Annotated in this window: 23 protein-coding genes; 14 read left to right on the top strand and 9 right to left on the bottom strand. The window is 73.9% G+C overall.

What is annotated here, in order from left to right:
* The coding region (locus tag IEZ12_RS32795; RefSeq protein ID WP_229848456.1) for a YceI family protein at positions 1-431 on the bottom strand (431 nt) is incomplete at its 3' end.
* 232 nt (positions 432-663) lie between these two features.
* Here IEZ12_RS32795 and IEZ12_RS32790 point away from each other — a divergent pair.
* From IEZ12_RS32790 to IEZ12_RS32775, 4 genes are all read left to right on the top strand, one after another.
* Positions 664-1,728: an ATP-binding protein gene (locus IEZ12_RS32790; protein WP_189277360.1), complete on the top strand. Its 1,065-nt coding sequence runs from the start codon at positions 664-666 to the stop codon at positions 1,726-1,728.
* Positions 1,725-3,536, top strand: a complete 1,812-nt coding sequence (locus tag IEZ12_RS32785) for a vWA domain-containing protein (RefSeq protein WP_189277358.1) — start codon at positions 1,725-1,727, stop codon at positions 3,534-3,536. The genes IEZ12_RS32790 and IEZ12_RS32785 overlap by 4 nt, the downstream gene beginning before the upstream one ends.
* A gap of 434 nt (positions 3,537-3,970) precedes the next feature.
* The gene (locus tag IEZ12_RS32780; RefSeq protein ID WP_189277356.1) at positions 3,971-7,027 is read left to right on the top strand and encodes a DEAD/DEAH box helicase; all 3,057 of its coding nucleotides are present in this window, start codon (positions 3,971-3,973) and stop codon (positions 7,025-7,027) included.
* Positions 7,028-7,031: 4 nt separating this feature from the next.
* Positions 7,032-7,244, top strand: coding sequence for a hypothetical protein (locus IEZ12_RS32775; protein ID WP_189277354.1), 213 nt, complete (start codon positions 7,032-7,034; stop codon positions 7,242-7,244).
* A gap of 4 nt (positions 7,245-7,248) precedes the next feature.
* Here IEZ12_RS32775 and IEZ12_RS32770 read toward each other — a convergent pair whose 3' ends face one another.
* Both IEZ12_RS32770 and IEZ12_RS32765 read right to left on the bottom strand, forming a co-directional pair.
* The gene (locus tag IEZ12_RS32770; protein ID WP_189277351.1) at positions 7,249-8,067 is read right to left on the bottom strand and encodes an alpha/beta fold hydrolase; all 819 of its coding nucleotides are present in this window, start codon (positions 8,065-8,067) and stop codon (positions 7,249-7,251) included.
* 54 nt (positions 8,068-8,121) lie between these two features.
* Positions 8,122-8,754, bottom strand: coding sequence for an HAD family hydrolase (locus tag IEZ12_RS32765; RefSeq protein ID WP_229848454.1), 633 nt, complete (start codon positions 8,752-8,754; stop codon positions 8,122-8,124).
* 121 nt (positions 8,755-8,875) lie between these two features.
* Here IEZ12_RS32765 and IEZ12_RS32760 point away from each other — a divergent pair, with 121 nt between their 5' ends.
* The 3 genes from IEZ12_RS32760 to IEZ12_RS32750 all read left to right on the top strand — a co-directional run bounded on the left by IEZ12_RS32760 (position 8,876) and on the right by IEZ12_RS32750 (position 10,228).
* A complete protein-coding gene (locus IEZ12_RS32760; RefSeq protein WP_043914940.1) occupies positions 8,876-9,265 on the top strand; it encodes a helix-turn-helix domain-containing protein in 390 nt (129 codons plus the stop codon).
* A 19-nt stretch (positions 9,266-9,284) separates the two neighbouring features.
* On the top strand, positions 9,285-9,806 hold the full coding sequence (locus IEZ12_RS32755) for a hypothetical protein (protein WP_189277349.1): 522 nt from the start codon (positions 9,285-9,287) through the stop codon (positions 9,804-9,806).
* A gap of 89 nt (positions 9,807-9,895) precedes the next feature.
* On the top strand, positions 9,896-10,228 hold the full coding sequence (locus tag IEZ12_RS32750; protein ID WP_229848452.1) for a DUF2516 family protein: 333 nt from the start codon (positions 9,896-9,898) through the stop codon (positions 10,226-10,228).
* Between the two features lie 66 nt (positions 10,229-10,294).
* Here IEZ12_RS32750 and IEZ12_RS32745 read toward each other — a convergent pair whose 3' ends face one another.
* A complete protein-coding gene (locus IEZ12_RS32745) occupies positions 10,295-11,707 on the bottom strand; it encodes a PP2C family protein-serine/threonine phosphatase (RefSeq protein ID WP_189277347.1) in 1,413 nt (470 codons plus the stop codon).
* 217 nt (positions 11,708-11,924) lie between these two features.
* On the opposite strand from IEZ12_RS32745, the gene IEZ12_RS32740 reads away from it, so the two are divergent.
* On the top strand, positions 11,925-12,452 hold the full coding sequence (locus IEZ12_RS32740; protein WP_189277345.1) for an O-acetyl-ADP-ribose deacetylase: 528 nt from the start codon (positions 11,925-11,927) through the stop codon (positions 12,450-12,452).
* Between the two features lie 194 nt (positions 12,453-12,646).
* Here IEZ12_RS32740 and IEZ12_RS32735 read toward each other — a convergent pair whose 3' ends face one another.
* Positions 12,647-13,471 (bottom strand): class I SAM-dependent methyltransferase, encoded by an 825-nt coding sequence (locus IEZ12_RS32735; protein WP_229848450.1) that lies wholly within the window; start codon positions 13,469-13,471, stop codon positions 12,647-12,649.
* A 233-nt stretch (positions 13,472-13,704) separates the two neighbouring features.
* Between IEZ12_RS32735 and mshA the strand changes: the two genes are divergently transcribed.
* Both mshA and IEZ12_RS32725 read left to right on the top strand, forming a co-directional pair.
* The gene (gene mshA / locus IEZ12_RS32730) at positions 13,705-15,009 is read left to right on the top strand and encodes a D-inositol-3-phosphate glycosyltransferase (RefSeq protein WP_229848465.1); all 1,305 of its coding nucleotides are present in this window, start codon (positions 13,705-13,707) and stop codon (positions 15,007-15,009) included.
* A gap of 74 nt (positions 15,010-15,083) precedes the next feature.
* Entirely contained in the window at positions 15,084-15,599 is a 516-nt protein-coding gene (locus IEZ12_RS32725) for a type III secretion system chaperone family protein (RefSeq protein ID WP_043914935.1), read from the top strand.
* Between the two features lie 76 nt (positions 15,600-15,675).
* Here the strand turns inward: IEZ12_RS32725 and IEZ12_RS32720 are convergent, their stop codons facing one another.
* Positions 15,676-16,938 (bottom strand): MDR family MFS transporter, encoded by a 1,263-nt coding sequence (locus IEZ12_RS32720; protein WP_189277342.1) that lies wholly within the window; start codon positions 16,936-16,938, stop codon positions 15,676-15,678.
* Positions 16,939-17,047: 109 nt separating this feature from the next.
* On the opposite strand from IEZ12_RS32720, the gene IEZ12_RS32715 reads away from it, so the two are divergent.
* Positions 17,048-17,806: a phosphoglyceromutase gene (locus tag IEZ12_RS32715; RefSeq protein ID WP_189277341.1), complete on the top strand. Its 759-nt coding sequence runs from the start codon at positions 17,048-17,050 to the stop codon at positions 17,804-17,806.
* Between the two features lie 256 nt (positions 17,807-18,062).
* Positions 18,063-18,650: a lytic polysaccharide monooxygenase auxiliary activity family 9 protein gene (locus tag IEZ12_RS32710; protein WP_043914929.1), complete on the top strand. Its 588-nt coding sequence runs from the start codon at positions 18,063-18,065 to the stop codon at positions 18,648-18,650.
* Positions 18,651-18,707: 57 nt separating this feature from the next.
* Here IEZ12_RS32710 and IEZ12_RS32705 read toward each other — a convergent pair whose 3' ends face one another.
* Entirely contained in the window at positions 18,708-18,890 is a 183-nt protein-coding gene (locus IEZ12_RS32705; RefSeq protein ID WP_189277338.1) for a hypothetical protein, read from the bottom strand.
* Positions 18,891-19,043: 153 nt separating this feature from the next.
* A complete protein-coding gene (phoU, locus tag IEZ12_RS32700) occupies positions 19,044-19,718 on the bottom strand; it encodes a phosphate signaling complex protein PhoU (protein ID WP_189277336.1) in 675 nt (224 codons plus the stop codon).
* 290 nt (positions 19,719-20,008) lie between these two features.
* Here phoU and IEZ12_RS32695 point away from each other — a divergent pair, with 290 nt between their 5' ends.
* A complete protein-coding gene (locus tag IEZ12_RS32695) occupies positions 20,009-21,268 on the top strand; it encodes a sensor histidine kinase (protein WP_189277334.1) in 1,260 nt (419 codons plus the stop codon).
* On the top strand, positions 21,265-21,957 hold the full coding sequence (phoP, locus tag IEZ12_RS32690) for a two-component system response regulator PhoP (protein ID WP_189277332.1): 693 nt from the start codon (positions 21,265-21,267) through the stop codon (positions 21,955-21,957). The genes IEZ12_RS32695 and phoP overlap by 4 nt, the downstream gene beginning before the upstream one ends.
* A 61-nt stretch (positions 21,958-22,018) precedes the next feature.
* Here the strand turns inward: phoP and IEZ12_RS32685 are convergent, their stop codons facing one another.
* Positions 22,019-22,660: a DUF461 domain-containing protein gene (locus tag IEZ12_RS32685; protein ID WP_189277330.1), complete on the bottom strand. Its 642-nt coding sequence runs from the start codon at positions 22,658-22,660 to the stop codon at positions 22,019-22,021.
* Positions 22,661-22,919 lie beyond the last annotated feature (259 nt).

The following is a 22,919-nucleotide window of genomic DNA, read 5'->3' as shown; positions in this document are numbered from 1 at the left end:
TCCAGGTCGAGGACGACCGGGCGGCTGGTGCCCTTGATGGTCAGGTCGCCGTGCAGGCGGTAGGTGTCGCCGTGGATCTGCTGGGCGGAGGTCGACTTGAAGGTGATCTCCGGGTAGGTGGCGGCGTCGAAGAAGTCGCCGGTGCGCAGGTGCTCGTCGCGCTGGGCCTGGTTGGTGTGGATCGAGGCGACCTTGATCACCAGCTCGGCGGTGGAGGCGGCCGGGTTGGCGCCGTCCAGGTGCAGCTTGCCCTCGTACTCGGTGAACTCGCCGCGGACGTTGGTGACCATCGCGTGGCGGACGGCGAAGCCGATCTTCGAGTGGGTGGAGTCGATGGTGTAGTCGCCGGTCAGGTGGGCCAGGTCCGGGCCCTGGACGGCGGCGGCCGGGGCGGCGGTGGCGGTGTTCTTGCTGCGGTTGAAGATGCCCATGGCTTCTCTCCTTTGCGAGGGTCGAAGCCGTTTGTTGAGGCTTCAACTTGTTGGTGACTTCACCGTACCCCGATCTGGTTCAAGTTTCAACCATGAAGTCCAAATTTGAACCATCCGGGTGGGCGCACCGGTTGTCCCCAGCCTGTGGAGGGCGGTGGAAAACCGGGTGCGCCGGGTGGATCCGGCGGTTCACACTGGCCGCCGAACCCCCCTTCGCCTCCCGAGGAGACTCGTGCAGTCAGCCGTCACCGTGTCGCCGTCCCAGGTCCCCGAGCTGCTGCTCGGACTCGCCACCGTGCGGCCGGTGTTCCTGTGGGGAGCACCCGGTATCGGCAAGTCCTCGCTGGTCAACCAGTTCGCCGACTCGCTCGGCCTGGAGTGCGTCTCGCTGCTCGGCACCCAGCTCGCCCCCGAGGACCTGATCGGCGTCCCGCAGATCACCCCCGAGGGCCGCTCCCGGTTCTGCCCGCCCGAGACCATCGCCCGCGACCAGCCCTACTGCCTGTTCCTGGACGAGCTCAACGCCGCCACCCCGGACGTCCAGAAGGCCTTCTACTCGCTGATCCTGGACCGCCGGATCGGGAACTACGAACTCCCGGCGGGCTCCATCGTGATCGGCGCCGGCAACCGCGCCACCGACGGCGCACTCGCCCGCCCGATGCCGTCCGCGCTGCTCAACCGCCTGGTCCACGTCCACCTGCGGGCCAGCGCCGACGACTGGCTCGGCTGGGCCGGCGGGCACGGCATCCACCCGTGGATCACCGACCACCTCACCGACCGGCCCGACCACCTGTGGTCCAACCCGCCCAAGACCGAGGAGCCGTTCTCCACCCCGCGCGCCTGGCACATGCTCTCCGACGCGCTGCACTCCTTCGGCGCGAGCCTCGACGAGGACACCCTCAAGGTCCTCGCGCACGGCCTGCTCACCCCCGCGCACGCCGTCGCCTTCTGCGGCTACGTCAAGATCGTCCGCAACGCGTACGGCCTGGAGGCCATCCTCAAGGGCGACGCCTCCTGGCCGCGCCGGATCGAGGACCGCGACCTGCTCTACTACCTCGCCGACTCCTTCCGCGGCCGACTCGTCAAGGAACTGCCCGCCCGCAAGGAGCACGCCTCGCCGACCGTCCGGCAGCACGCCTACCGCTCCAAGTCGCTGCTGGTCCAACTCGCCGAGATCTCCGTCGAGGTCGCCCAGACCGTGATCGCCGACGGCCCCGACGGCAACCCCGTCCTGCCGTCCTGGTTCCTCATCGAAGCCGCCCGCGACCTGCCCCGACTGGTCGAGGCCCGCCGGTGAGCACCCGCCGCCCCGCCGAGAAGAAGCCCGAACAGGACCCGGTCAAGGCCGCGTTCGCCGCCGGACTCGCCAAGGCCCGGTCCAACCCGGCACTCCACGCCGTCCCCGCCACCCTCTGCACCGCCGACGAGGAGCACTGCTCGCTGCACCCCACCACCGGGTGGGTCGTCGTCACCTCCAACGGCACCCTGCACGCCAACCGGCGCCGCCGCGCCGAACCCGAGGAATGGGCCTGGGCCCTCGCCCACGCCCTGCTCCACCTCGGCTTCGGCCACCTCCCCGCCGCCCGCGGCCCCCGCACCCAGCCCGACCGGGCCGACCTCGCCGCCCGCTGCACCGTCGTCAACCGCTTCCTCGACACCTTCCACGTCGGCCGCGCCCCCGACGACCATCCCGTCGCCTGGCCCGGCGGCGACGAGGAGACCCTCGCCGCCCGCTGGCGCCGCGACGGCGTCCCCGCCGAATACCGGGCCTGCGGAACCGACGGCGACAACCCCGACCAGCTCCTGCACACCTGGTTCGCCGGTGTCGACCCCGAGGACTGGACGCTCGCCTTCGCCCACGCCCTCACCCGCACCGTCTCCGCCGCGATGGACCTGGCGGCCGGCCGCCGCGAACACCTCGACGGCCCACGCCTCCCGCAGCGCCCCTGGGAACGGGCGCTCAGCTGGTTCGTGGCCAACTACCCGCTGCTCGGCGGCCTCGCCGCCGGCCTCACCCTGGTCGCCGACGCCGAACTCGCCCGCGCCCACGACATCACCGTCGCCGCCGTCAACGCCGAGGCCGGCGAGATCTACCTCAACCCGCTGCGCCACCACACCGACGAGGAATGGCGCTTCATCCTCGCCCACGAAATGCTGCACGCCGCCCTCCGCCACGGCGACCGGGCCGGCGGCCGCGACCCCTACCTCTTCAACGTCGCCGCCGACTACGTCATCAACGGCTGGCTGGTCGAGATGGGCGTCGGCGAGATGCCCGAAGGACTGCTCCACGACCCCGAGTTGAAAGGCCTCTCGGCGGAGGAGGTCTACGACCGGATCGTCCGCGACCAGCGCCGCCTGCGCCGCCTCGCCACCCTGCGCGGCAAGGGCCTCGGCGACATCCTCGGCGAACCCCTGCCCCGCGCCGGCCACGGCGCCCACGTCGACCTCGACGAGTTCTACCGCCGCGGCCTGCTCCAGGGCTTCGACCTGCACACCCGCGAACGCGGCCTGCTGCCAGCCGGACTCGTCGAGGAGATCCGCGCACTCGCCCACCCCCCACTGCCCTGGGACGCCCGACTCGCCCGCTGGTTCGACGAGTTCGTCCCCCGCCCGGAACCCCTCCGGTCCTACGCGAGGCCGTCCCGGCGGCAGTCCTCCAGCCCCGACATCCCCCGGGCCGGCCGCTACTCCCCTCCGGAGGAGACCCCGCGCTGCACCTTCGGCGTCGTCCTCGACACCTCCGGCTCGATGAGCCGCGTCCTGCTCGGCAAGGCGCTCGGCGCGATCGCCTCCTACGCCGCCGCCCGCGACGTCCCCGCCGCCCGCCTCGTCTGCTGCGACGCCGCCCCCCACGACCTCGGCTACCTCCCCGTCGCCGAACTCGCCTCCCGCGTCCGCCTCCACGGCCGCGGCGGCACCGTCCTCCAACCCGGCATCGACCTGCTCACCCGCGCCCAGGACTTTCCCCCGACGGCGCCGGTCCTGATCATCACGGACGCCGAATGCGACGTGCTGCGCGTACCCCGCCGCGAACACGCGTACCTGATCCCACGGGGGGCGACGCTGCCGTTCACGCCGAGAGGGTCGGTCTTCCAGGTGGCGTAGCGGGTGAACAGCCAGGGGCGCGGGGAGACTTGCGCGAGCGGCGGGGTGCGAGATCAGGGGCGCTGGGGGTCCCCCCGGGAGAAGCCGAGGGTGGGGGTCCCCCCGGGAGAAGCCGAGGGTGGGGGTCCCCCCGGGAGAAGCCGAGGGTGGGGGTCCCCCCGGGAGAAGCCGAGGGTGGGGGTCCCCCAGGCGAAGCCGAGCGGGCGGAACTGCGCGACAAGCGCACGCCACGTCCGCAAGGTCGCGATCGAGTGCAGGTCATTGTCCCGCGGCGCGATCTCGCGGTGGGGCGCCGTCCGCTTCGCGCAGTTCTCCCCCAGCCCCGGCGGGTCGGGAGGCACCCCCACGGGCCCCTGCTTTCGCGCCCGCTCGGTTTCGCGACCCATCTATCGTGGAGGGCACTGCCAGCTCTCGTCCCCGGAGGCCCCGTCCCCATGTACGTCCTGCACGCGCTGTGGCGGGCCGACGGCCGGCTCGGGGTGTGGGCGGAGGATGCGGGGGCGTTCACCGGGCGGACCGTCCAGGGGGCGCGGCACCCGTACGCGTGCTCGGCGAGCGAGGTGGCGGGGCTGCTCGCCGCCACCGGCCCGGGGCCTGCGTGGCTCGCCGAGCGGGGGGCCGAGCGGTGGATGAGCCTGCGGTTGCCGACTATCGGCTCGCGGCCGACGCCGTCCCCGGACCTGCCGGTGGGATCGACCGGGAAGGGGCTGGTGCTGCAGGCGTGGCGGGTGCCGGCGCTGGTGTTCGACCGGGCCGAGGCGGCGCAGCTGCTGGGTGAGCTGTTCGATCCGTACTGGCCCGGGACCACGGTCGAGCTGGCCGACGGCCGGACGGCGGAGTTGGCGTACGGGGCGTCGCTGCGGTGGCTGACGGCGGTGCACGACCTGGCGTGGCGGCTGGTGGGGCGGGGTCGGGTGCTGCCCGCGCTGGCCGAGGAGGAGGGCGGGTGGGCGGCGCGCTGGCGTCCCGCGCCCGACGGTCCGGCCGGCCGGGAGGCCGCGGCTCTCGCGGCCGGCTGTCCGCCGATCGCCCGCGCCGAGGACGGCGCCGAACGCACCGGCAGCGCCCTGTTCACCGCCGTCCTGGACGCCCTCACCGACCACGAGACCCGCACCGCGCTCGCGGCGCAGCCGACGGCCGAGCCGCCGAAGGACTGGCTGGAAGCCCTCCGCGGCGCCGACCCCCGCCTCCCCGCCCCGCCCGACCCCGAGTTGGCGTCGCGGCTCGCCGTCTGGACCGCCGGCACGGAGCCCATCGGTGAGGTCCGGCTGGCGTTCCGGTTGGCGGAGCCGCTGGGGACGGCGCCGGACGACCCGGAAGGGGCCGCCCCGGAGGAGAACTGGCGGTTGGACGTGCTGGCCGGCCCCGCGGACCGGCCGTCGCTGCTGCTGCCGGCGGCCGAACTCTGGTCGGACGGACCGGGGTTCGCGGCGATGAGCCGCAGTCTCGGCGACCCGGTGGAGGCGTACCTCGCCGAACTCGACCGGGCCGCCCGGCTCTGTCCCGAGCTGCGCGTCGCGCTGCACCGCACCCGGCCCACCGGTGTGGACCTGGACCGGGCCGGCGCGCTGGCGTTCCTGCGGGACGCCGCCCCGTTGCTGACCGCCGCCGGGTACGGCGTGCTGCTGCCCGCGTGGTGGCGCCGTCGCCCGCGGCTGGGTCTGGCCGCCACGGCGCACAGCGGTCCGGCGCCCGGTGCGGTGAAGCGTGCCGAGCAGGCGGACCGGGATGCCCTGGTGGACTTCCGCTGGCAGCTCGCGGTGGGCGAACAGCCGCTCACCCAGGAGGAGTTGGACGAGCTCGCGGGGGCCCAGCAGGGCCTGGTCCGGCTGCGCGGCCAGTGGGTGGAGGTGGATGCGGCCCAACTGGCCGCCGCCCTGCGGTTCCTGGCCGCCCGCCGGGACGATCCGCAGCTGGACGCCGCGACGCTGCTGCGGCTCGCCCTGGACGACGGCGCGGTGGTCGACGGGCTGCCGGTCACCGTCGTGCACGCCGACGGCCCGCTCGGCGACCTGCTCGCGGGCCGCCTCGGCCGCCTCCCGGGCGCTCACCGCACCCCGCCCCCGCCGGGCTTCGCCGGCGAGCTGCTCCCGTACCAGGAACGGGGGTTGGCCTGGCTGGACGCCCTCGGCCGGCTCGGGCTGGGCGCAGTGCTGGCCGACGACATGGGCCTCGGCAAGACCGTGCAGACCCTCGCCCTGCTGGCCCTGGAACAGGCCCGCGGCGCCCGCGGCCCCGTCCTGCTGGTCTGCCCGACCTCGCTGGTCGGCAACTGGCAGCGGGAGGCCGCCCGTTTCGCGCCCGCCCTGCGCGTGCACCTGCACCACGGCCCCGACCGCACCGCCCCCGACCCGGCCGCCGACCTGGTGATCACCACGTACGGGGTGCTGCAGCGGGACGCCGCCGCGCTGCGCGGGATCCGCTGGCGGAGGGTGGTCGCGGACGAGGCCCAGCACATCAAGAACCGCGGCGCCCGGCAGGCCCGGGCGATCCGCTCGCTGCGTTCCGGCCCGCGGATCGCGCTCACCGGCACCCCGGTGGAGAACCGCCTGGCGGAACTGCACGCCGTCCTGGACTTCGCCAACCCGGGCCTGTTCGGCACCGCCGAGTCGTTCAAGGGGCGCTACGCCGTCCCGATCGAGCAGTCCGGCAACCGGGAGGTCGCCGCCCGGCTCCAGCGGCTGACCGGCCCGTTCCTGCTGCGCCGCCTGAAGAGCGACCCCGGGATCGGCGAACAGCTGCCCGCCAAGCAGGAGTTCACCGTCCGCTGCAACCTGACGCCCGAGCAGGCCGGGCTCTACCAGGCGGTGGTCGCCGACCTGCTGCGCCGCCTGAACGGGGTGCACGGCGTGGAGCGCAAGGGCGCGGTGCTGGCGGCCCTCGGGCGGCTCAAGCAGGTCTGCAACCACCCCGCCCAACTTCTGCACGACAACTCGCCGTTGGGCGGCCGCTCGGGCAAGGTCGAGCGGCTGGTCGCGCTGCTCCGGGAGGCCCTGGCGGAGGGCGACCGGGTGCTGGTGTTCACCCAGTACGCCGAGTTCGGCGCGCTGCTCCAGCCGCACCTGCGCCGCCGCCTCGGCGCCCAGGTGCTCCACCTGCACGGCGGCCTGTCCGCGCCGCGCCGGCAGGAACTCGTCGACCGCTTCCAATCCCCGGACGGGCCAAGGGTGTTCCTGCTGTCACTGAAGGCCGGCGGGACCGGCCTCAACCTGACCGCCGCCAACCAGGTGATCCACCTCGACCGCTGGTGGAACCCCGCCGCCGAGGACCAGGCCACCGACCGCGCCCACCGGATCGGCCAGCGCCGTGAAGTCCAGGTCCGCCGTCTGGTCTGCGTCGGCACCGTGGAGGAGCGGATCGCCGAACTCCTCCAGGCCAAGCGCGAGTTGGCCGACGCCGTGGTCGGCGTCGGGGAACAGTGGCTGACCGAACTGCCCGCCGAGCAGCTGCGCGAACTGCTCACCCTGTCCGCCGACGCCGTGGGGGAGTGACACCATGACGGACCGTCCCACCGACTCCGACCGCCCGCTCGACCAGTGCCTGGACGCCTTCTGGCGGGGCGGGTTCACCCTCCGCCCGGCCGACGCCCCGGCGGAGCGCCCGGACCCGGCCCTCGACCACCTCGGCCCGAGCGGCCTCACCGTCCGCGGTCGCGACCTCGCCGAGCTGCTGGCCCCCGACTACCGCCGCCTGGTGGACGGCGGTTGAGGCCTCAGCCGAGGAACTCGCCCACCAGCCGGGCGAATTCGGCCGGCTTCTCGACCCAGGGCCGGTGCCCGACGCCCGGCAGCACCTCCAGCCGGGCCCGCGGGTGGTGCGCGGCGGCCAGCCGGGCCGGGGCGGTGCCGATCATCCCGTCCAACTCGCCCGCCACCACCAGCACCGGAACGCCGACCGGGGCGGCCTCGCCCGCGCCCGCGTAGAACGCCGCCCGCATCCACGGCGCGACCGGGGCCGGCACCGGATCGAAGGCCTCGGCGCGCGCCCTCTCGTCCCAACTGCCCCAGAAGAACGGGGTGATGCGTGCGAGCAGCTCCGCCGGGTCGCCCTCCCCGGCGGCCAGCAGGGCCGCCGCCCGCGCCGCGTCCGGGTACCAGGGGCGGTCGGCGCGGCCGGCCCGGATCGATGCGAGCTCCGCCTCGTCCGGCTCCCGGGCGCCCCGCCCGACCGGGGTCACCAGTACCAAGGACCGTACCCGGTGCGGGAATTCGGCGGCGTAGCGCTGCGCGGTGAGGGCGCCCGCGGAGTGGCCGAGCAGGTCGAAGGAGTCCAGCCCGAGGTGCTCGCGCAGCGCCTCCAGGTCCTTCGCCTGCGCGCCGAACGCGCAGCTCGCCCGGTCGGCGGGCTCGGCGGACCGGCCGCTGCCGCGCGGATCGAACCGGATCAGTCGGCGGTGCGCGTCCAGCCCGCCGAGCGCGCCCAGGTAGCGGGCGTCCGCGCCCGGACCACCGGGAATCGCCACCAGCGGTGCGCCGTCGCCGAGTTGCTCGTAGTGCAGGGCGGTGCCGTCGTGCGCCGGAAAGATCGTCATGCGGCGGATGCTGCCACGCGGCGGACCGGTGCGGCCCGGAATTCCACGCCTCGGTCAGAGCAGCCCGTGACCGGCCAGGACCAGGCGCAGCCCGGCGGCGCCCCGGTGGTGGTGGCCCAGCATCCCGAGGGCCTCGGCGGCGGCCGCGTTGCCCGCGCTGTCGTCGACGAACAGGCAGCGTTCGGGCGGGACTTCGGCCCGCGCGGCGGCCGCCAGGTAGACCCGGGCGTCGGGCTTGGCCACGCCGAGGCGGGCGGTGTTGACCACCGCGTCGACGGCCGTGTCCAGGCCGAGCGCGGCCAGGTCGGCCTCCAGCCGGGTGGTGCCGTTGGAGACCAGCAGCACCGGCACGCGCCGCCGGGCTGCGGTGAGCAGCGCCAGCACCTCCGCGTCCACCCGGGACGGCTGCCGCCCCCAGGCGGCCACCGCCGCGCGGGCCCGCTCCACCGAGCCGCACACCGCTGCCAGGTCGTCCGCGACGGCCGCCCGCCACTGCTCGTCGGTGACCTGCCCGGTGACGGCGGGCAGCAGGCGCTCCTCCCGGAACGCCGCGCCCGCGACGGTGCCGGGCGGCAGGCCGCAGGCCGTGTCGACCTCGGCCAGGTCGGCCCAGATCCGCAGCACCCCGTCCAGGTCGCACAGCACCGCGTCGATCCGTCGTTCCGTCATCGCGTCCCCCTCCGTCATCGCGTCCCCCTCCGTCGCGGCACGGACGTTACTCCGTCGGGGCGGACGAGGCCGGGCGGCGCTGCGTGCACCCGCTAGCAACCTGCTTGCAAGAGCAAGCAAGGGGGTGCAGACTGCAGGTATGGCATCACTGAACGTGGGCTCGCTCGGCGAGTACATCCGGGAGCAGCGGCGGAACGCGCAGTACTCGCTGCGGCAGTTGGCCGACGCCGCCGGGGTGTCCAACCCGTACCTGAGCCAGATCGAGCGCGGGCTGCGCAAGCCCAGCGCGGAGATCCTTCAGCAGATCGCCAAGGCGTTGCGGATCTCGGCGGAGACGCTGTACGTACAGGCCGGGATTCTGGAGGAGCGGGACGAGCAGGGGCCGGGCCTGCGGGCCGCGATCCTCGCCGACCCGCAGATCAACGAGCGGCAGAAGCAGGCCCTGCTGGCGGTCTACGAGGCCTTCCTGAAGGAGAACCAGACCGCCCGCCCGGCCGATGCCGCCGCCCACCCGACCGACCCCGCGTGACTTGACCAAAGGACCCGACATGCCGATCAGCGACGACCTCAAGAAGACCCTCACCGACCCCACCCCGCTGTACGCCCTGGCCGGCGCCGGCGACCTGGCCTACGAGAAGCTGCGCGAGGTCCCCGGCCAGCTGGAGGCGCTCGCCGCCGACCGCAAGGGCACCCAGGACAAGGCCGCCGCCGCCCTGCAGGACGCCGGCAGCAAGCTGGTCGAGGCGCAGGCCAAGGTCACCGAGGCGGTCACCGCGCTGCCCGTCGACGTGAAGGAACTCCAGGCCAAGGCCCAGGAGTTCGCGATGCAGCAGGTCGGCCGGGCGCTGGAGTTCGCGGTCAAGGCCAAGGAGGTCTACGACGAGCTCGCGGTCCGCGGCCGCACCGTGGTGGACGCCGCGAGCCCCCGCCCGCAGGAGGGCGGCGCGGTCGTCGAGACGGACGCCGAGGAGGTCGTGATCGCCGAGGTCGTGGTCGACGAGCCCGCTGTCGAGTCGAAGCCCGCCGCGAAGAAGCCCGCCCGCGCCCGCAAGGCCGCCGACTCCGAGTGAGCGCCGGCCGAGGGGAACGGCACACCGCCGAGGGCCGTTGATCCGGGCAGTGCCCGTGCCAGGATGGAAGAGACAGTGAGGAGCACCAGGTGCAGATCGCGTACATCGATCTTCTGAACCCGTTCTGGTGGCTGGCCACGGCGATCATCGGCTACAAGGCGTTCGCGTTCGTGGACGCGGCGATCCGCCGGGACGACGCGTACCGGGCCGCCGACAAGAAGACCAAGGGGTTCTGGCTGGTCGTGCTCGGCCTGGCGCTGGGCGCGGACCTGCTGTTCGGCGCCAACCCGCTGACCGGCCTGCTGACGCTGGTCGGCCTGGTCGCCGCGATCGTCTACGTGGTGGACGTCCGCCCGGCGATCAAGCTGCTCACCGACGGCCGCGGCCGCGGTCGCAACCCCGGGCCCTACGGCCCCTGGTGAGACCCCGCACGGACGAAAAGGGGCGGCCCCGTTCGGGGCCGCCCCTTCGGCGTGTCGGACGAGCCGTCAGCCCATGATCACCGGCACCGGGTTGCGCTCCAGCAGCAGCACCGCGACATCGTCGGTCAGCGCCCCGCCGTTCAGCTCCTCGACCTCGGCGATCGCCGAGTCCACCAGCCGGCCCCGGGTCAGCCCGGCGGCCTGGTGGTCGGCGATCAGCTCGATCAGGCCCTCCTGGCCCAGCCGCGGCGAACCCGCCCCGACCTTCCCCTCCACCAGCCCGTCGGTGTACAGCAGCAGCCGCCAGCCCGGGGAGAGCTCCAGTCGCAGCGCCGGCCAGGTGGAGTGGGTGGCGTCGCACGGCAGCAGGCCCAGCGCCGGCCCGGCCTGGTCGGACGGCAGCAGCTCCGGGACGGCGTCGGCCCCGAGCAGCAGCGGCGCGGGGTGGCCCGCCAGGAACAGCTCCACGGACTCCGCGGCGCCCGGCGTGCCCGGCGCGTCCAGCACCACCATGCAGAGCGTCGCGAAGATCTCGTCGCTGCGCCGCTCGTGCTCCAGCACGTGCTGCAGGGTGGTCAGCAGCTGCGGGCCGCAGAGCCCGGCGAACACCAGCGTCCGCCACGCTATCCGCAGCGCCACGCCGAGCGCGGCCTCGTCCGGGCCGTGGCCGCAGACGTCGCCGATCACCACGTGCACCCGGCCGTCCGGGGTGCGCACCGCGTCGTAGAAGTCGCCGCCGAGCAGGGCCCGGCGACGGCCCGGCCGGTAGCGGCGGGTGAAGGCCAGGCCCGCGCCGTCCAGCAGCGGGGTGGGCAGCAGGTGGCGCTGCAGGCGGGCGTTCTCCTGGCCGCGGATCTCCGCCTCCACCAGGCGGCGCTGCGACTCGTCGGCGCGCTTGCGCTCCACCGCGTAGCGCAGCGCCCGGGCCAGCAGCGGGCCGGCGGTGTCCTGCCGGACCAGGAAGTCCTGGGCGCCGGCGGCCACGGCGGCCGCGCCGAGTTCGGCGCCCGCGGTGTCGGTGAGCACCACCACGGCGGTGTGCGGGGCGCGCTGCAGCAGCTCGCGCAGCGCGTCCAGGCCGTCGCTGTCGGACGGCAGTTCGCCGGGTGCGCCGAGGTCGAGCAGCACGCACTGGAAGTCGGGGTAGCGCATGCCGCGCCGGCCGTTGCCGGGCAGCGGCGGCAGCAGGGCCATCGCCTCGCGGATGCCGCCCACCCGGTGCAGCTCGGCGTGCTCGCCGAGCTCCTCGGCCAGCGACTCGAACAGCAGGTGCTCCGGCTCGCCGGCCTCGATCACCAGCACCCGGAAGTCGGCGGCGGCCCGGGTCGGCTCGCCGCCGCCCGTCGGAGTGCTGCGCGGATGCGGTATCGCGGCGGCCCGGCCCGGGCGCTGCTGCGCGCCGGCCCGGCGCTGACTGCGCTCGGCGGCCCCGGCGTCGTCGGTCGCGTCGGGTGCCCGCCCGTCTCCCGTAGCGGGCATCGGTCGGTCCTTTCTATCCCCGACAGGCCAACGGCCGGTGTCCGTCCACGGTGCCCGTGTGGCACCGGGCATCGGGGAGCTTCCCGCGACCATAACGTGATCTCCGAGGATTTCTTCGCCTGAGCGGCGCCGATGTGGTTATTGCCACGCGTGCGGTGGCGCTGATCCGTAGGGTTTCCGCCACCGAGGAACCGGAGTTGACGGGAGTTGAGCAGCGGTGACGCAGATCACGCTGGTGCAGGGTGACATCACGGATCAGCGGGTGGACGCCGTCGTGAACGCCGCGAACAGTTCACTCCTGGGCGGCGGCGGAGTGGACGGGGCGATCCACCGTGCGGGCGGACCGGAGATCCTCGCCGAGTGCCGGAAGCTGCGGGCCTCGCACTACGGCAAGGGCCTGGCGACCGGTCGGGCGGTGGCGACCACCGCGGGTCGGCTCCCGGCGCGCTGGGTGGTGCACACGGTGGGGCCGGTGTTCCGGGCGGAGGACCGTCCGCAGCGCGCGGAGCTGCTGGCCTCGTGCTATCGGGAATCCCTTCGGGTGGCGACGGAACTGGGGGCGCGGACGGTGGCCTTCCCGGCGATCTCCGCCGGGATCTTCGGCTGGCCGCTGGACGATGCCGCTCGGATCGCCCTGACGACCGTGGCCGAGGAGGAGCCCGACCTGGACGAGGTGCGTTTCGTGCTGTTCGGTGCCGAGTCGTACGAGGTGTTCGCGCGGGTGCGGGACGAGCTGGCGGGGTGAACCGGGGGAGCGGGGGTGTGGCGGAGAGCAGGGGGCGCTGACGGGCGCTCGGGGGGCGCGCGACGGCGCATTCGGGCGCTCTCATGGTGGCGCGACGGGGCGTCAACGCGCCAGGGGTATTCGATAACTCGTTCGAGTGAACTGCTGAACGGATGATCGGGTCGGCCCGGCCGAGCGGGTAGGGGGCAGCAGGCTCAGCGAGGCGCCAGCGCCGACCAGTCCACCGTCAGCTCGCCCTGCCGCCGCCGGACCGGCCCGTCCCGCAGCGGCCAGTCCGCGGCCAGCGCCGTACAGGCCGCCACCCAGCGCTGCCGCGCCCCGAACGCCCCCAGCGGCGCGGCCGCCGCCCACGCCCGGTCGAAGTCCCGCAGGAACGCGTGCACCGGCCGGCCGGGCACGTTGTGGTGGATCAGCGCCTTCGGCAGCCGCTCCGCCAGGTCCGAGGGCCGCTCCAGGCTCCCCAGCCGGGCCGCGAAGGTCACCGTCCGCGGCCCCTCCGGGCCGAGCGCCACCCACACGTGCCGCCGCCCGATCTCGTCGCAGGTGCCCTCCACCAGCAGCCCGTCCGGCGTCAGCCGCCCGCACAGCCGCGCCCACACCTCGGCGACCTGGTCCTCGTCGTACTGCCGCAGCACGTTCGCCGCCCGGATCAGCTGCGCCCGCGCCCCGCCGGGCAGCGGCACCTCGAAACCGCCGCGCCGGAACTCCAGCAGCGGCGGGTCGGCCATCGGCAGCGCCGCCGCCACCCGCGCCGGGTCGATCTCGATCCCCACCACCCGGACGTCCGCCCGCACCGCCCGCAGCCGGGCCGCCAGCTCCACCGCGGTCCACGGCGCCGCCCCGTACCCCAGGTCCACCGCGATCGGCGGGGCCGTCGCCGCACGCAGCGCCCGGCCCGTCGTGTACGCGATCCAGCGGTCCATCCGCCGCAGCCGGTTGGTGTTCGTCGTCCCCCGAGTGATCGTCCCCACCGGCCGGCTCGACCGGCCCCGGGACGACGGCATGTCGCTTGCGGCCATGGTCACCAAGCCTACGCAGCGCCCGAGGGCGCTCGGAGACCCCCGTCCACCGCCGGGAATACGCGGACGCGGCGACGTGGTTGGCACCCTCGACGTCCCACCGCCCGCAGCTCCGGCCGCGGGCGGCGGTGCGTGGACAGAGCAAGAAACCGGTGCAGACGCAGCAGCGCCGCCGACGCAGCGACGGGCAGTGCCCAGGGAGGCTTCCGCAGGTGACCCACCACCTCGTCCGCATGCCCCGCGGGGAGTCGCGGTCGGCCGCAGCCCCCTCGTTCCCGCTCCGTCCCCGCCGGATCGCGATGCTGAGCGTCCACACCTCGCCGCTGCACCAGCCGGGCACCGGCGACGCCGGCGGGATGAACGTGTACATCGTCGAGCTGGCCAAGCGCCTCGCCGACCTCGACATCGAGGTCGAGGTGTTCACCCGGGCGATCAGCTCCGACGACGCGCCGACCGTCCAGCTCGCCCCCGGCGTGCTGGTCCGGCACGTCACCGCCGGCCCGTTCGAGGGCCTGCTCAAGGAGGACCTGCCGGCCCAGCTGTGCGCGTTCACCCACGGCGTGCTGCGCACCGAGGCCGGCCACCGCCCCGGCTACTACGACCTGGTGCACTCGCACTACTGGCTGTCCGGGCAGGTCGGCTGGCTGGCGGCCGAACGCTGGGGCGTGCCGCTGGTGCACACCATGCACACCATGGCGAAGGTGAAGAACGCGGCGCTCGCCGAGGGCGACACCCCGGAGCCGGCCGCACGGGTGATCGGCGAGACCCAGGTGGTCGGCGCGGCCGACCGGCTGATCGCCAACACCGCCGAGGAGGCCGCCGAGCTGGCCCACCACTACGCGGCCCGCCCCGAACAGCTGGCCGTGGTGCACCCCGGCGTCAACCTGGAGGTGTTCCGGCCCGGCGACCGGGCGGCCGCCCGCCACCGGCTCGGCCTGCCGCAGGACGCCGCGGTGCTGCTGTTCGCCGGCCGCATACAGCCGCTGAAGGCGCCGGACGTCCTGCTCAAGGCGGTCGCCCGGCTGCTGGAACGCCGCCCGGAACTGCGCGAGCGGCTGGTGGTGCCGGTCGTCGGCGGCCCGTCCGGCAGCGGCCTGGCCCGGCCCGAGAGCCTGCACAAGCTGGCCGCGCAGCTCGGCATCAACGACGTGGTGCGGTTCCGCCCGCCGGTCGGCCAGCAGCAGCTCGCCGACTGGTACCGCGCGGCGACGGCCCTGGTGATGCCCTCGCACAGCGAGTCGTTCGGCCTGGTCGCGCTGGAGGCGCAGGCCTGCGGCACTCCCGTGGTGGCGGCCGCGGTCGGCGGCCTGCCGGTCGCGGTCCGCGACGGCGTCACCGGCACCCTGGTACCCGGCCACGACCCCGACGCCTGGGCGCAGGCGCTGCTGCCCTACGCCACCGACCCGGCGCTGGCCCCCGCCCGCGGCGCGGCCGCCGCCCGGCACGCGGCGGCCTTCGGCTGGCTGACGGCGGCCGGCTCCACCGCCGAGGTGTACGCGGGCGCGATGGCGGCGGCCCGTCCGGCGCGCCGCCCCTGACGGCGGGTCACCCCCGCGCGCGGCGTGACCGGGGCGACACCCCGCCCCGGCGGGCGGCCCGTTAGCGTGGGGGCATGGCCGCCAAGGACGACGCACTCCCCCTCCTCCGTGCCGCGCTCGACGAGGCCGGTGTGGCCTGGGAGCCGGCCGCCACCGACCCGTACACGCTGGTCGCCACCCTGCCCGGCACCCGCAAGCTGTCCACCGCCTGCGCCCTGCGGGTCGGCGACCACACGCTGTCGGTGAACGCCTTCGTGATCCGCCGCCCGGACGAGAACCACGAGGGCGTCTACCGCTGGCTGCTGGAGCGCAACACCCGGCTCTACGGCGTGGCCTACGCGATCGACCGGCTCGGCGACGTCTACCTGGTCGGCCGACTGCCGCTGGAGGCCCTGACCGCCGAGACGGTCGACCGGCTGCTCGGCACCGTGCTGGAGAACGCCGACGAGCCCTTCAACACCCTGCTGGAACTGGGCTTCGCCACCGCGATCCGCCGCGAGTGGGAGTGGCGCACCAAGCGCGGCGAATCCACCCGCAACCTCACCGCCTTCGCCCACCTGGCCACCGAGAACCCGCCCGCCGACAGCTGAGCCCCGCCGGGGCGAGGCCGGCCCGAGCGGCTCGACGGGCTGCGACGCCGGCTCGCGAGGCCGGCCCGAGCGGACGTCAGGCCGGTACGGCGACCGGCTCGGTGGACTGCGACGCCGGCTCGGGGGGCTGGGGCGAGCGGCGGCCGATCGGGACGAACGCGACGGCCGCCAGGGTGCCCGCGGCGGCGCACGCGCCCCACAGCGCCCAATTGCCCGCGTACTGCAGCAGCAGGCCGCCGGCCAGCGGGCCGACGAAGGACGCCAGCGACCAGGAGAGCGAGTACACGCCCTGGTAGCGGCCGCGGGCCCGGGCCGGGGAGTGCTCGGCGACCAGCGCCATCATGGTCGGCGCGTTCACGATCTCGCCGATCGTCCACACCGCCACCGTCACCGCGTACAGCGCGGCGGACGAGCCGGCCACCGCCGTCAGGCCGAAGCCCCAGCCGATCAGCAGCGCGCTCGCCACCAGCAGGGCGGTGCGGTTGCGGCCCTCCATCAGCCTGGTCAGCGGCAGTTGGAGCAGCACGATCAGCACCCCGTTGAGGCTGGCCACCAGGCCGTACTGGGCGGTCGTGATGCCGTGCTCGCCCATGTCCACCGCCAGCGTGGTGGAGCCCTGCTGGAAGACCAGCGCCAGCAGCAGGTTCACCCCGACCACCGCCATGAACGGGCCGTCCCGGAACACCGAGCCCAGGCCGATCGCCGGGCCCGACGGCTCGTCGGCCGCCTCCTCGACGGCCTGCGACAGCGTCTCGGGGACCTTTGCGAACACCACCACCGCGCACAGCAGGGTGGTCAGCGCGTCCAGCAGGAACAGCGTCAGATAGCCGTGCACCGCGATCAGACCGGCCACCGCGGCGGAGGCGCCGAAGCCGATGTTGATCGCCCAGTAGTTCAGCGAGTACGCCCGCACCCGGTCGGCGGGCGGCACCAGGTCGGCGATCATCGCGGAGACCGCCGGCCGGGAGGCGTTGTTCGCCAGGCCGACCAGGAACGCCACCGCGGCGATCGCCACCGGCCCGTCCGCGAAGCCCAGCACCGCCGTGAACACCGCCGTGGACACCTGCGCCACCAGCAGCGTGGGCCGCCGCCCGAGCCGGTCGGTCAGCACCCCCGCGCCGAGCGCCGCGACGGCCGAGCCCAGCCCGAACAGGCCCGCCACCAGGCCCGCGTAGGACGCCGAATAGCCCCGGTCCACCGTCAGGTAGAGCGCCAGGAAGGTGACCACGAAGCCACCGAGCCGGTTCACCAGGGTGGACGTCCACAGCCACCAGAACTGGCGTGGCAGCCCACCTGCGGCCCTGCGTACTTCGGACACCAGGCGGGCGGCGAGGGGCATGGGGGCTCCCGGAGCAGCGGAAACGGTAAGAAGCAAAATTGCTGAACGCACATTACGGCGCACGTGGACAGCCCGGCCAGCGAATTTCCCCCTCCACTAAACTGACCCTATGGCTGACACGACCTACCGCTTGATCCTGCTCCGCCACGGCGAGAGCCAGTGGAACCAGAAGAACCTCTTCACCGGATGGGTCGACGTCGACCTCAACGAGAAGGGCGAGAAGGAGGCGGCCCGCGGCGGCGAACTGCTGCTCGCCGAGGGCCTGCTGCCGGACGTGCTGCACACCTCGCTGCTGCGCCGCGCGATCCGCACCTCGCAGATCGCCCTGGACAAGGCCGACCGCCACTGGATCCCGGTCCGCCGCAGCTGGCGCCTGAACGAGCGCCACTACGGCGCCCTGCAGGGCAAGGACAAGGCCCAGACCCTCGCCGAGTTCGGCGAGGAGCAGTTCCAGCTCTGGCGCCGCTCGTACGACACCCCGCCGCCGGCCCTCGCCGACGACTCCGAGTTCTCGCAGGCCGGCGACCCGCGCTACGCCGAGATCCCGTCCGAGCTGCGCCCGCGCACCGAGTGCCTCCAGGACGTCGTCCAGCGCATGCTCCCCTACTGGTACGACGCCATCGTGCCGGACCTCGCCGCCGGCAAGACCGTCCTGGTCACCGCCCACGGCAACAGCCTGCGCGCCCTGGTCAAGCACCTCGACGGCATCTCCGACGAGGCCATCGCCGGCCTCAACATCCCCACCGGCATCCCGCTCGTCTACGAGCTCGACGCCGACTTCAAGCCGGTCAACCCCGGCGGCCGCTACCTCGACCCGGAGGCTGCCGCGGCGGCCATCGAGGCGGTCAAGAACCAGGGCAAGAAGTAACGCACCTTCTCCCGCAGCCCCCTGCCCGGCGCAACGACGCCCCGGCCCAGGGGGCTGTTCCGTGTCCGGGTGCGTCAACTGCCGGGCGGGGGCCAGTGGTTCAGACCACGAAGAATGGTTCAGACCATTGACGGGAGTCGGCAGGGCTTCTAGCGTGGGGGCACTGTCGGCGCGGGCATGCCAATGCTGGCCGCACCCCCACGCGGCTCCGCGCGTGCCCGCGCATGTACTCCATCCACCCCCACGGAGGAGCACCATGCGCAAGCGCAACATCCTGGCGGTCGGCATCGCGGCCGCCGCAGCGACCCTGGCGACGGCGATCCCCGCCAGTTCGCACGGGTACATCACCACCCCGCCGAGCCGGGCCGGCCTGTGCGGGGCGGGCGTCGTGAAGAGGTGCGGCGACATCCAGTGGGAGCCGCAGAGCGTCGAGGGCCCGAAGGGCTTCCCGGCGTCCGGGCCGGCCGACGGCACGCTGTGCGCGGGCGCGGACGCGCGCTGGGCGCCGCTGGACGACCCGCGGGGCGGCGCCTGGCCGACCACCAAGGTCACGGCCGGGCAGCAGCTGACGCTGACCTGGAGCATCGAGGCGCGGCACGCCACCACGTCGTTCCGGTACTTCATCACCAAGCCGGGCTACGACGCCACCACGAAGATCACCCGGTCGAACCTCAACCTCACCCCGTTCCTGACTGTGCCGATGGGCGGCAAGCAGCCCCCGGCCACGCTCAGCCACACCGCGACGCTGCCGTCCGGCCTGACCGGCCACCAGGTGATCCTGGCGGTCTGGGACATCGCGGACACCGGCAACGCGTTCTACCAGTGCATGGACGTCACCTTCTGACGCACCGCACGACGTGAGGGCCGGGCACCCTTTGGTGCCCGGCCCTCACGGCCGCCGTCAGTGGCCGCCGCCGCAGCAGTCGCCGGTCGCCGCGCCGCACTGGCAGGGCGCGCCGGACTGGCAGCCGCAGCCGCAGCCCGGGCTGCAGCCGCAGCCCGCGGCGAGGATCGGCAGCAGCTGGGCCGCAGCCGGGGCGAGCGGGCTCGGTGGGGGAGTGGTCGGATTGCCGGTCGTCTTCATCGCGCTGCATCCTCCTCGTCCGGGCGGAGCCGGGCAGCCCGGTGGACGCCCGTCCCTTCGAGTGAAACGCTGCCCTGACGCGCCGTCAACGGGCGCGTGGAAGTGGGAGGTTCGCGCGGCGTGCGCCCCCGTGGGGGCGCACCGGAGAAACGATTACTCCGCCGAGTCCGCGGTCGCGATGAACTCGTCCACGTGCTCGCCGGTGACCAGGAAGACCACGCGCTTGGCGACCGAGACCGCGTGGTCGGCGAAGCGCTCGTAGTAGCGGCCGACCAGGGTGACGTCCACCGCGGTCTCGATGCCGTGGTGCCAGCGGTCGTCCAGCAGGTGCGAGAACAGCTCGCGGTGCAGGGCGTCGATGGCGTCGTCGTCCGCCTCCAGCTCCAGTGCCTTGTCCACGTCCTTGGTGGCGATCACCAGGCCGGCCTTGGCCACCAGGCGCTGCGCGAGCTGCCCCATCTCCAGCACGATCGGGTGCAGGTCGTTCGGGACGGCGGTCTCCGGGTAGCGCAGCCGGGCGACCTTGGCGACGTGCCGGGCCAGGTCGCCGCAGCGCTCCAGGTCGGAGCTCATCCGCAGCGAGGTGACCACGATCCGCAGGTCGGTGGCGACCGGCTGCTGGCGGGCCAGCAGGTCGATGGCCCGGTTCTCCAGGTCGTGGTGCAGGTTGTTGACCTTCTCGTCGGCGGCGATCACGCTCTCCGCCAGCTCCAGATCCGCGTCCAGCAGTGCGGTGGTGGCCCGTCCCATCGCCGAGCCGACCAGCCGGGCCATCTCGACCAGGCCGTCGCTGATCGAGTCGAGTTCCTCGTGGTACGCGTCGCGCATTGCGCTCTTCTCCTCCAGTACCGGTGTCGGTGGCGGTGCCGACCGGACGCCTCGCACCGGGCGGCCCGATGCGGGGCCGACCGAACGGACGGCCGCTGCTGGTGGCGCGAATGGTAGCCGCGTCACCGCCCACACGGGCTTGCATGGCCCAGAATTGTTCGTTCGAGCGACCTCCCACGGCCTCAGCGGTGAATCAGCAGCATCGTGAAGGTGAATTCTCGGCAACGCCCGGCCGATGCCTTGATCGCACCCTTACGGAGCCCGCCCGGCCACCATTTACGCTGGCAGGCATGGACGTGAACGTGGCCGCCGCCGCTGCCTGCGCCATAGCCGGGCTCGGCGTCGGCCTCACCGCCTCCATCGCCTTCCGTTGGAGCGAGCGCGAGCAGAACCGGGGAAGCGGCGGCGGCAGCAGCAGGAACACAGGACCGGAACCCCTCCAGGAACCGGCCCTGCCGCCGGGCGTGGACACCGTGCTCTCGGTGCTGCGCTCCTGCGCGATCGTGCTCGGCGACGGCGACGAGGTGGTCAAGGCCTCCTCCGCCGCCTACGCGATGGGCCTGGTCCGCGGCGGTGCGGTGGCCGTGGAACAGATGCTCTCGCTGGCCCGCTCCACCCGCCGGGACGGCGAGATCCGGCAGATCGAGCTGGAACTCACCCGCCCCGGCGCCTCCGCCCGGGCCGCCGAACCGCTGGCGGTCTCGGTCCGGGTCGCCCCGCTGGGCTCCCGGCTGGTGCTGGTGCTGGTCGAGGACCGCACCGAGCGCCGCCGGATCGAGGCGATCCGCCGCGACTTCGTGGCGAACGTCTCGCACGAGCTGAAGACCCCGGTCGGCGCGCTCTCCCTGCTCTCCGAGGCCGTCGCGGACGCCGCCGACGACCCGGAGGCGGTGCAGCGCTTCGCCGGCCGGATGCAGGTCGAGGCCACCCGGCTGGCCAGCCTGGTCCAGGAGATCATCGACCTCTCCCGGGTCCAGGACGACCAGCTGAAGGTCGACCCGGAGCCGGTTTCGGTGGACGAGCTGATCGCCGAGGCGATCGACCGCTGCCGGCAGACCGCCGCCGCCAAGCAGATCGTCATCGCCGCGGGCGGCACCACCGGCCTGTACCTGGTCGGCAACCGCGGCCAACTGGCCGCCGCGCTCGGCAACCTGGTGGAGAACGCGGTGAACTACAGCCCGCCGCGCACCAGGGTGGCGATCGCCACCCGCCGGATCTCCAGCGCCGCGGCGCTGGGCGAGGCGGACGGCGAACTGATCGAGATCTCGGTGACCGACCAGGGCATCGGCATCTCGGAGAAGGACCGCGAGCGGATCTTCGAACGCTTCTACCGGGTGGACCCCGCCCGCTCCCGCCTGACCGGTGGCACCGGCCTCGGCCTGTCCATCGTCAAGCACGTCGCCGCCTCGCACCGCGGGACCGTGTCGGTGTGGAGCGTCGAGGGCCAGGGTTCCACCTTCACACTGCGGCTCCCCGCCGGGCAGGCCCCGGTCGAGGACCGCGCATCCTCAGCAGCACCCACACTTCCTGCCCCGGAGGCCCGATCGTGACCCGTGTACTGGTGGTCGAGGACGAGGAGTCGTTCAGCGACGCCCTGTCGTACATGCTCCGCAAGGAAGGCTTCGAGGTGGCGATCGCCGCCACCGGGCCCGACGCGCTGGAGCAGTTCGAGCGCAACGGAGCCGACCTCGTGCTGCTCGACCTGATGCTGCCGGGCCTGCCCGGCACCGAGGTCTGCCGCCAGCTGCGGGTCCGCTCCAACGTCCCGGTGATCATGGTCACCGCCAAGGACAGCGAGATCGACAAGGTCGTCGGGCTGGAGATAGGAGCAGACGACTACGTCACCAAGCCCTACTCCACCCGCGAGCTGGTCGCCCGGATCCGCGCGGTGCTCCGCCGCCGCGGCGAGGACGCGAACGGCGACGGCGCCACCGCTCCCGGCGCGCTGGAGGCCGGACCGGTCCGGATGGACGTCGACCGGCACGTGGTGACGGTGGACGGCGCCAAGGTCGACCTGCCGCTGAAGGAGTTCGACCTGCTGGAGATGCTGCTGCGCAACGCCGGCCGGGTGCTCACCCGGATGCAGCTGATCGACCGGGTGTGGGGCGCGGACTACGTCGGCGACACCAAGACCCTGGACGTCCACGTCAAGCGCCTGCGGGCGAAGATCGAGCCCGACCCGGGCGCGCCGCGCTACCTGGTCACCGTCCGCGGCCTGGGCTACAAGTTCGAGCCGTAAACCGCGACACACCGCGAAGGGGCCCCGCCGCGGCGGGGCCCCTTCGCGGTGGTGCGGGGTGTCAGTGCGCGGGGGCCGACGGGCTGCCCGCCGGGGCGCTCGGCGAGCCGCTCGCGGTGGCGCCGGCGGTCGGCGACGAGGTCGTGGCCGGGGAGGCGGTGCCGGTCGGCGAGGCCGAGGACTTGGTCTGCGGGCCGAAGCCCTGGTAGTAGCCGGCGGCCGGCTGCACGTTGGCGTTGGCGGAGACGTCGCCGGCGCTCTTGAACGTGAAGGTGGTCGGGGTGTAGCCGCCGACCGAGACCTTGGCGTTCGACACCTGGGCGTTCGCGGCGCCGCCCTTGCCGCCCAGCAGCACCGACTCGCCCGCGTGGATGACGATCTGCGAGACCTGCGCGCCGTTCTCGTCGGTCAGGGTGGCGGAGGTGCCGCCGACCTTGATCCCGGTCAGCACCAGGTCGTCCTTCGGCGCGACGTTGGCGATGTTCACGGTGACGGCGACCGGGCCCGCGTACTCGCCGGCCGAACCCTCGGGGGCGACCACGACGATGTTGTTGAGCTTGACCGAGTTGTCGATCGAGGTCGCCGCGTTGTCCGGCTTGATCTGCAGCGTGTCGGCGTCGTTGCCCGCCGCGCAGGCGGACAGCGGGACGATCGCTGCGAGGACGAGGGCGGCGGCAGCGCCGCGTCGAAGGCTCCGGCTCACGGCGGCGACTTCTCCTTGGGGGACGATCCACGGAAGAGGGGATCACGGTCGGTGGTCGAGGGCCACACTACCGACCACACATATCCGGGAATCACGGGGTGGCCCCGTGTCGCGGTCCGATCACGATCCGGACCGTTCGGCGAGTCGGAGGCAAAAACTCAAGATCCAATCATGGTTTCGGGAGTGTGACCAGAGGTTTCACCGCCCAGGTCAGACCGCCTCCGACCTGCGGGAAGCCCCCGTCGAACACCGGTCGCAG

This window comes from Kitasatospora griseola, from assembly GCF_014648555.1.
Taxonomy (GTDB): domain Bacteria; phylum Actinomycetota; class Actinomycetes; order Streptomycetales; family Streptomycetaceae; genus Kitasatospora; species Kitasatospora griseola.
The sequence above is the reverse complement of the archived record's forward strand: the minus strand, read 5'-3'. Positions and strand labels throughout refer to the sequence as shown.